The following is an 8885-nucleotide window of genomic DNA, read 5'->3' as shown; positions in this document are numbered from 1 at the left end:
CGACCCGGCGGAGACGCTGTTCATCGTCGCGTCGAAGACGTTCACCACCATCGAGACCATCACCAACGCCACCTCGGCCCGCGACTGGCTGCTGAGCGGCCTGGCGGCCGGTCCCGAGGCGGTCGCCAAGCACTTCGTGGCGCTGTCGACGAACGCCGGGAAGGTGTCCGCGTTCGGCATCGACACGGCCAACATGTTCGAGTTCTGGGACTGGGTCGGCGGCCGCTACTCGTACGACTCCGCGATCGGTCTCTCCCTGATGATCGCCATCGGCCCCGACCGCTTCCGCGAGATGCTCGACGGCTTCCACCTCGTCGACGAGCACTTCCGCACCGCCCCCGCCGAGGCCAACGCACCGCTGCTGCTGGGCCTGCTGGGCATCTGGTACGGCAACTTCCACGACGCCCAGTCGCACGCGGTGCTGCCCTACTCGCACTACCTCTCCAAGTTCACCGCCTATCTCCAGCAGTTGGACATGGAGTCCAACGGCAAGTCGGTGGACCGCGAGGGCAACCCGGTCGACTGGCAGACCGGGCCGGTGGTCTGGGGCACCCCGGGCACCAACGGACAGCACGCCTACTACCAGTTGATCCACCAGGGCACCAAGCTCATCCCGGCCGACTTCATCGGCTTCGCCCGCCCGGTGGGCGAGCTGAGCGACGGACTCAAGGCACAGCACGACCTGTTGATGGCCAACTTCTTCGCCCAGACCCAGGCGCTGGCCTTCGGCAAGACGCCGGAGGAGGTCCGCGCGGAGGGTGTGCCCGAGGAGCTGGTGGCGCACAAGACGTTCCGCGGCGACCGGCCCACCACCACGATCCTGGCGCGCGAGCTGACCCCCTCGGTCCTCGGCCAGCTCGTCGCCCTCTACGAGCACAAGGTGTTCGTCCAGGGCGCGGTGTGGAACATCGACTCCTTCGACCAGTGGGGCGTGGAGCTCGGCAAGGTCCTCGCCAAGCGGATCGAACCGGCCCTGACCGACGGCGCCGAGGTGCCCGGCCTCGACACCTCCACCCAGGCCCTCGTCGCCGCGTACCGGGGGCTGCGCAACCGGAAGTGACCACCGGTGCGGGAAGCGGGCGGCGTACGGCCGCCCGTTTCCCGCAGACTCCCCGGCGATCATCACGGCCGTGGCTCGGGGGAGTGCAAGGTGGCTGTTTCCAGGGGGAGTTGGACGGGCAGAAGGCTGCGTGGCGGCTCCTTCCCGAAACCCCACAAGGTGGCCCGGGTGCTGTTGCACCCCGCGTGGATCCCGGAGTCGCTCGACCCGTCCGTGGAGCGGCTCAAGCGCGTCCGGATCGCCGCGGGCGCGGTCGCGGCCATCGATGTCCACACCTTCGTCGAAGGCGGCTTCGTCCTCACGGAGATGATGCAGAACACGCTGGTCGCCGCCGCGGTGCTGCTGCTGACGGGCGCGGGCGCGCTGCGGGTCACGGCGAACTTCTTCGGCACCGCGGCCGTGCACCGCGCCCTGCCGCCGCTGCTGGCCACCGTGACTACCTGGCTGATGGCCGTCCCGGACCTCGTCACCGGCGATCTGCACGGCCTCGGGCTCCGCCTGGGCGTGGTCTTCATCCTGGGCGCCCCGGTCACGGTCACGGCCGTCTCCCTGCTGGAGCTGCGCCGTCTCAAGCGGCGCTACGGCATCCGGCTCGGCGCCCACCCCGCGACCCTGCCGCCGACGCGCCCGGCGTACGTACCGCCCCAGGGGAATCCGTACGGTCAGGGAAACCCGTACGGCCAGGGGAGTCCGTATCCCCCGGGAAGTCCGTATCCGGCAGGGAACCCGTACGGCCAGGGGAATCCGTATCCCCGAGGGAACCCCTACGCACCGCCCCCGCCCCCGCGACAGCCCCGTAACGGCCGGAACCCGTACGGCCGTTGACCGTACGGGTTCCGTGAAGTGCCTGCTCCGCCGTCAGGGCGACGCGGGCGGGTACAGCGAGCGCGGCAGCTGGGCGGCCGCCGCCGAGTCCAGCAGCCACAGGGTGCGCTGCCTTCCGTACGCCCCGGCCGCCGGGGCCTGGATCTCGCCCGCGCCCGACAGGGCGATCGCCGCGGCGTTCGCCTTGTCCTCGCCGGCCGCCAGCAGCCACACCTCACGGGCCGCCCGGATCGCCGGGAGGGTGAGGGTGGTGCGGGTCGGCGGGGGCTTGGGCGCGCCGTGGACGCCGACGACCGTGCGCTCGGTCTCCCGGACCGCGGGCAGCTCCGGGAAGAGCGACGCCACATGGGTGTCCGGGCCGACGCCCAGCATCAGCACGTCGAAGGTCGGCACCGCGCCGTGGTTCTCGGGGCCGGCCGCACGGGCCAGCTCCTGCGCGTACGCGGCCGCGGCGGCGTCCGCGTCCGCACCCTGCGGGCCGTCCGAGGCGGGCATGGCGTGCACGCGCTTCGGGTCCAGCGGTACGGAGTCCAGCAGTGCCTCGCGGGCCTGCGTGACATTGCGCTCGGGATCGCCCTCGGGCAGGAACCGCTCGTCGCCCCACCACAGGTCGAGGCGGCTCCAGTCGATGGCGTCCCGGGCCGGCTGGGCGGCCAGCGCGGCCAGCAGCCCGTTGCCGTTGCGGCCACCGGTCAGGACCACGGACGCCGCACCCCGGGAGGCCTGCGCGTCCACGATCTTCGTGATGAGCCGAGCCGCGGCGGCCTGGGCCATCAGTTCCTTGTCGTGGTGCACGACCAGCTGGGGAGTGCTCACTTCGCCGCCTTCTTCCCCGGAGGCGGGGCCGGCACCGGAGCCTTCCCGGCGGTCCTCTCCGTGGTGGACGCGGCGGGCCCGCCGGGCGTCGCCGCGAGCCCCTCCGGCGCCCGCTCGCGCGGGGCCGCGGACTGCGCGTGCAGCCGGTCCACCCCGAACCGCAGCGCCGAGGCGTACGTGTCGTCCGGGTCGAGCCGGCGCAGCTCCTCCGCGATCAGCTCGGCGGTGTCCCGCCGCTTGAGCGCCACCGCACGGTCCGGCTGCCCCTCGATCGACAGCGTGGCGACGGTGCCGTCCGCGCGGTCGAGGGCGATCGAGCCGTGGTCGGTGGCCAGGCGGACCGCCGTCAGGCCGGGGCCGGACGACAGGGATCGCCTGACGGGGACGTCCAGCCGGTCCGCGAGCCACATCGCGAGCAGCTCGCAGCTCGGGTTGAACTCCTCGCCCTCCACCTCGACGCCCTTGACCTCGCAGACGACCTGGTCCAGGGCCGCGGCGAGCATCGAACGCCAGGGCGTGATGCGCGTCCACGACAGGTCCGTGTCGCCGGGCGCGTAGGTGTCGGCGCGGGCGGACAGCTCCCGTACCGGCTGCTCGGCGGCGTAGGTGTCGGTGACCCGGCGCTGGGCGAGGGCGCCCAGCGGGTCGTTCGCCGGGTCCAGGGGCGAGTCGACCGGCCACCAGACCACCACGGGGGCGTCGGGCAGCAGCAGCGGCAGCACCACCGACTGGGCGTGGTCGGCGACCTCGCCGTACAGCCGCAGGACGACCGTCTCGCCGGTGCCCGCGTCCGCGCCCACCCGCACCTCGGCGTCGAGGCGGGACTTCGTGCGGTCGCGGGGCGAGCGGGAGACCCGCCTGATGACCACGAGGGTGCGCGAGGGGTGCTCGCGCGAGGCGTCGTTCGCCGCCTTCAGGGCGTCGTAGGCGTTCTCCTCGTCGGTGACGATGACCAGGGTGAGCACCATGCCCACGGCCGGGGTGCCGATGGCGCGGCGGCCCTTGACGAGCGCCTTGTTGATCTTGCTCGCCGTGGTGTCCGTCAGGTCTATCTTCATGGCCGGCGCCAGCTCCGTCCGTCTCGCTCCAGCATCTCGTCCGCCTCGACGGGACCCCAGGTGCCGGCCGGGTACTGGGCCGGCCTGCCGTGCTTGTCCCAGTACTGCTCGATCGGGTCGAGGATCTTCCAGGACAGCTCGACCTCCTCGGTGCGCGGGAAGAGGTTCGAGTCGCCGAGCAGCACGTCCAGGATGAGCCGCTCGTACGCCTCCGGGCTGGACTCCGTGAACGACTCGCCGTAGGCGAAGTCCATGGACACGTCCCGGATCTCCATCGACGTGCCCGGCACCTTGGAGCCGAAGCGGACGGTGACGCCCTCGTCGGGCTGGACGCGGATGACGATCGCGTTCTGGCCCAGTTCCTCGGTGGCCGTCGTGTCGAAGGGGGAGTGCGGGGCGCGCTGGAAGACGACCGCGATCTCCGTGACCCGGCGGCCGAGGCGCTTGCCCGCCCTCAGGTAGAACGGCACGCCCGCCCAGCGGCGGTTGTCGACGCCCACCTTGATCGCGGCATAGGTGTCGGTCTTCGACCTGGCGTCGATGCCGTCTTCCTGGAGGTAGCCGATGACCTTCTCGCCGCCCTGCCAGCCTTCCGAGTACTGGCCGCGCACGGTGTCCTTGCCGAGGTCCTTCGGCAGCCGTACGGCGCCGAGCACCTTGGTCTTCTCCGCGGCCAGCGCGTCCGCGTCGAAGGAGGCGGGCTCCTCCATCGCGGTCAGCGCCATCAGCTGGAGCAGGTGGTTCTGGATGACGTCACGGGCGGCGCCGATGCCGTCGTAGTAGCCGGCCCGGCCGCCGATGCCGATGTCCTCGGCCATGGTGATCTGCACATGGTCCACGAAGGACCGGTTCCAGATCGGCTCGAACATCGTGTTGGCGAAGCGCAGCGCCAGGATGTTCTGGACGGTCTCCTTGCCCAGGTAGTGGTCGATACGGAAGACCTGGTCCGGGGCGAAGACCTCGTGCACGACCTTGTTGAGCTCCTCGGCCGACTTCAGGTCGTGGCCGAAGGGCTTCTCGATGACCGCGCGCCGCCACGAGCCGCGCGCCTGGTCGGCGAGGCCGTGCTTCTTGAGCTGCTGGATGACCACCGGGAAGGAACGCGGCGGCACGGAGAGGTAGAAGGCGAAGTTGCCGCCCGTCCCCTGTGCCTTGTCGAGCTCCTCGATGGTCCCGCGCAGCCGCTCGAAGGCGTCGTCGTCGTCGAAGGTGCCCTGGACGAAGCGCATCCCCTGGATGAGCTGCTGCCAGACCTCCTCGCGGAACGGCGTACGGGCGTGCTCCTTGACGGCGTCGTGGACCTCGGCGGCGAAGTCCTCGTGCTGCCACTCGCGGCGGGCGAAGCCGACGAGCGAGAAGCCCGGCGGAAGCAGCCCGCGGTTGGCGAGGTCGTAGACGGCGGGCATCAGCTTCTTGCGCGACAGGTCGCCGGTGACGCCGAAGATGACCAGGCCCGACGGCCCCGCGATACGCGGGAGCCGTCGGTCGGCGGGGTCACGCAGCGGGTTGCTGCTTGACAAAGTTTCAGCCCTCCGAAGGGGCGAGGCGCTGGAGCTCCGCCTCGGTCGACTTGAGCAGGTCGTTCCAGGACGTCTCGAACTTGTCGACGCCCTCGTCCTCCAGCAGCTGCACCACGTCGTCGTACGAGATGCCGAGCTTCTCGACCGCGTCGAGTTCCGCGCGGGCCTGCTCGTACGTGCCGGCGATCGTGTTGCCGCTGATCTCGCCGTGGTCCTCGGTGGCCTGCAGGGTGGCCTCCGGCATGGTGTTCACCGTGTTCGGGGCCACCAGCTCCACCACGTACATGGTGTCCTTGTACGCCGGGTCCTTCACGCCGGTCGACGCCCACAGCGGACGCTGCTTGTTCGCCTGCGCCTTGTCGAGGGCCAGCCAGCGTTCGGAGGAGAAGACCTCCTCGTACGCCTGGTAGGCGAGCCGGGCGTTGGCGACGCCCGCCTTGCCACGGGCGGCCTTGGCCTCGTCGGTGCCCAGGGCGTCGAGCCGCTTGTCGATCTCCGTGTCCACGCGGGAGACGAAGAAGGACGCCACCGACTGGATCTTCGACAGGTCCAGGCCGCGGTCCTTGGCCTTCTCCAGGCCGGAGAGGTACGCGTCCATGACCGCGCGGTAACGCTCCAGCGAGAAGATCAGCGTGACGTTGACGCTGATCCCGAGGCCGATGACCTCGGTGATCGCCGGCAGACCCGCCTTGGTGGCCGGGATCTTGATGAGCGTGTTGGGGCGGTCCACGAGCCAGGCGAGCTGCTTGGCCTCGGCGACGGTCGCCGTGGTGTTGTGCGCCAGGCGCGGGTCGACCTCGATGGAGACCCGGCCGTCCTGGCCACCGGTGGCGTCGAAGACCGGGCGCAGGATGTCGGCGGCGTCGCGGACGTCCGCCGTCGTGATCATGCGGATGGCCTCTTCGACGGTGACCTTGCGGGCGGCGAGGTCGGCGAGCTGCTGCTCGTAACCGTCGCCGCTGCTGATCGCCTTCTGGAAGATCGACGGGTTGGTGGTGACGCCGACGACGTGCTGCTGGTCGATCAGTTCGGCGAGGTTGCCGGACGTGATCCGCTTGCGGGACAGGTCGTCCAGCCAGATCGCGACGCCCTCATCGGAGAGGCGCTTCAGTGCGTCTGTCATGGAAATTGCATCTCCTACGTGTCGTGTACGGGCGTCAGTGCCGGGTGGCGGCGAGGGATTCCCGGGCCTTCGCGGCCACGTTCTCGGCGGTGAAGCCGAACTCGTCGAACAGGACCGCGCCGTCGGCGGAGGCCCCGAAGTGCTCCAGGGAGACGATGCGGCCGGCGTCTCCGACGTACTTGTGCCAGGTCAGACCGATGCCGGCCTCGACCGCGACCCGCGCCTTGACCGACGGCGGCAGGACGCTCTCCCGGTACCCCTGGTCCTGCTCCTCGAACCACTCCACGCAGGGCATGGACACGACTCGCGTCGGCACACCCTCCGCCTGGAGCCGCTCGCGCGCCTCGACGGCGATGTGCACCTCGGAACCGGTGGCGATCAGGACGACCTGCGGCTCGCCGCCCTCGGCCTCGAACAGCACGTAGCCGCCCTTGGCCGTGTTGTCGTCGGGCTCGTAGGTCGGCACGCCCTGACGGGTCAGCGCCAGACCGTGCGGGGCACCCTTGCCGAACACCTTGGTGTGACGGCGCAGGATCTCGCGCCAGGCGACGGCGGTCTCGTTGGCGTCGGCCGGGCGGACCACGTTCAGGCCCGGGATGGCGCGCAGCGAGGCGAGGTGCTCGACCGGCTGGTGGGTGGGACCGTCCTCGCCGAGGCCGATGGAGTCGTGCGTCCACACGTACGTCACCGGCAGGTGCATCAGGGCCGACAGGCGTACGGCGTTGCGCATGTAGTCGGAGAACACCAGGAAGGTGCCGCCGTAGATGCGGGTGTTGCCGTGCAGCGCGATGCCGTTCATCTCCGCGGCCATGGAGTGCTCGCGGATGCCGAAGTGGATCGTGCGGCCGTAGGGGTCCGCCTCCGGCAGCGGGTTGTCCGCCGGGAGGAAGGAGCTGTCCTTGTCGATGGTGGTGTTGTTCGAGCCGGCCAGGTCGGCGGAGCCGCCCCACAGCTCGGGGATCACCGGGCCGAGCGCCTGGAGGATCTTGCCGGAGGCGGCCCGGGTGGCGACGCCCTTGCCGGGCTCGAAGACCGGGATCTTCTCCTCCCAGCCGGTGGGCAGCTCGCCCGCGGCGATGCGGTCGAACTCGGCCGCGCGCTCCGCGTTGCCGTTGCGCCACTCCTGGAAGGACTTCTCCCACTCGGCCCGCGCCTGACGGCCGCGCTCCAGCGCGCCACGGGTGTGGTCGATGACGGCCTCGGCGACCTCGAAGGACTGCTCGGGGTCGAAGCCCAGGACGCGCTTGGTGGCCGCGACCTCGTCCGCGCCGAGCGCCGAGCCGTGCGCGGCCTCGGTGTTCTGGGCGTTCGGGGCCGGCCAGGCGATGATCGAGCGCATCGCGATGAACGACGGACGGTCGGTGACCTGCTTGGCCGCCTCGATCGCGTCGTAGAGGGCGTGCGGGTCCAGGTCGCCGTCCGGCTTCGGCGCCACGCGCTGCACGTGCCAGCCGTAGGCCTCGTACCGCTTGACGGTGTCCTCGGAGACGGCCGTCTCGGTGTCGCCCTCGATCGAGATGTGGTTGTCGTCCCACAGCAGGACCAGGTTGCCGAGCTTCTGGTGGCCGGCGAGCGAGGACGCCTCCGCGGAGATGCCCTCCTGGAGGCAGCCGTCACCGGCGATGCAGTAGACGAAGTGGTCGAACGGGGAGTCGCCCTGCGGGGCCTCCGGGTCGAACAGACCGCGCTCGTAGCGGGCGGCCATCGCCATGCCCACCGCGTTGGCGACACCCTGGCCCAGCGGGCCGGTCGTCGTCTCCACACCCTTGGTGTGCCCGTACTCGGGGTGACCGGGGGTCTTCGAACCCCAGGTGCGGAAGGCCTTCAGATCATCCAGCTCAAGACCGAAACCGGCCAGGTAGAGCTGCGTGTAGAGGGTCAGGGACGAGTGGCCCGCGGACAGCACGAAGCGGTCGCGGCCGACCCACTCGGGGTCGGCGGGGTCATGCCGCATCACCTTCTGGAAGAGGGTGTAAGCAGCGGGCGCCAGGCTCATCGCCGTACCCGGATGGCCGTTTCCGACCTTCTGTACGGCATCGGCGGCCAGGACACGGGCGGTGTCGACGGCCCGCTGGTCCAACTCGGTCCACTCGAGGTCTGTGGTGGTCGGCTTGGTGCTCACCCTGGGTCAGGGCTCCTCTCCACATGTCGAATTACCGGTGCTCTGGGCGCGTGCCCACCGGCTGCCGGCGGACGAGTCGCCCACCGGCCGTTGTCGAGCCTACCCCCGTAAGAACGTGCATTTTTTCGAGTCATTCCAGACTGACGGGACTCCTGCGGATCCGCCTCCCGACTGGGCCGAATCGCATTCGGCAAGTGAATACGGAGCCGCTCATCCGACTGCTCAATCGATCTACATTCCGCTCGTCCGGAGCACGCTCAATCGGACAGATGTGCGCACGTAGGAGCGACGCACCAACACGACCCCACCCCCGCGAATGTCCGGGTCTGGGCAACGTCTACAGTGGCGTGGTACGCGCGGG

At 70.5% G+C, this 8885-nt stretch carries 7 protein-coding genes; 2 read left to right on the top strand and 5 right to left on the bottom strand.

What is annotated here, in order from left to right; all coding sequences use genetic code 11:
• Together pgi and ACWC24_RS28580 are read left to right on the top strand one after the other, a co-directional pair.
• On the top strand, positions 1-1060 hold a 1060-nt coding region (gene pgi / locus ACWC24_RS28585), incomplete at its 5' end, for a glucose-6-phosphate isomerase (protein ID WP_450665763.1).
• 90 nt (positions 1061-1150) lie between these two features.
• Positions 1151-1885 (top strand): hypothetical protein, encoded by a 735-nt coding sequence (locus ACWC24_RS28580; protein WP_450665762.1) that lies wholly within the window; start codon positions 1151-1153, stop codon positions 1883-1885.
• A gap of 33 nt (positions 1886-1918) precedes the next feature.
• Here ACWC24_RS28580 and pgl read toward each other — a convergent pair whose 3' ends face one another.
• Genes pgl through tkt form a run of 5 tightly spaced genes read right to left on the bottom strand, consistent with a single transcriptional unit; the run spans position 1919 to position 8524 of the window.
• Positions 1919-2701, bottom strand: coding sequence for a 6-phosphogluconolactonase (gene pgl, locus ACWC24_RS28575; RefSeq protein WP_450665761.1), 783 nt, complete (start codon positions 2699-2701; stop codon positions 1919-1921).
• Complete coding sequence (opcA, locus tag ACWC24_RS28570; RefSeq protein ID WP_450665760.1) at positions 2698-3759, bottom strand: glucose-6-phosphate dehydrogenase assembly protein OpcA; 1062 nt, start codon at positions 3757-3759, stop codon at positions 2698-2700. The genes pgl and opcA overlap by 4 nt, the downstream gene beginning before the upstream one ends.
• On the bottom strand, positions 3756-5279 hold the full coding sequence (zwf, locus tag ACWC24_RS28565) for a glucose-6-phosphate dehydrogenase (protein WP_450665759.1): 1524 nt from the start codon (positions 5277-5279) through the stop codon (positions 3756-3758). The genes opcA and zwf overlap by 4 nt, the downstream gene beginning before the upstream one ends.
• Positions 5280-5283: 4 nt before the next feature.
• Positions 5284-6402: a transaldolase gene (tal, locus tag ACWC24_RS28560; RefSeq protein WP_450665758.1), complete on the bottom strand. Its 1119-nt coding sequence runs from the start codon at positions 6400-6402 to the stop codon at positions 5284-5286.
• A gap of 34 nt (positions 6403-6436) precedes the next feature.
• On the bottom strand, positions 6437-8524 hold the full coding sequence (gene tkt, locus ACWC24_RS28555) for a transketolase (RefSeq protein WP_450665757.1): 2088 nt from the start codon (positions 8522-8524) through the stop codon (positions 6437-6439).
• Between the last annotated feature and the right edge of the window lie 361 nt (positions 8525-8885).

This window comes from Streptomyces sp. NPDC001443, from assembly GCF_053597355.1.
Note: the sequence above shows the minus strand (reverse complement) of the source record. Positions and strands in the feature narration are given on the sequence as shown.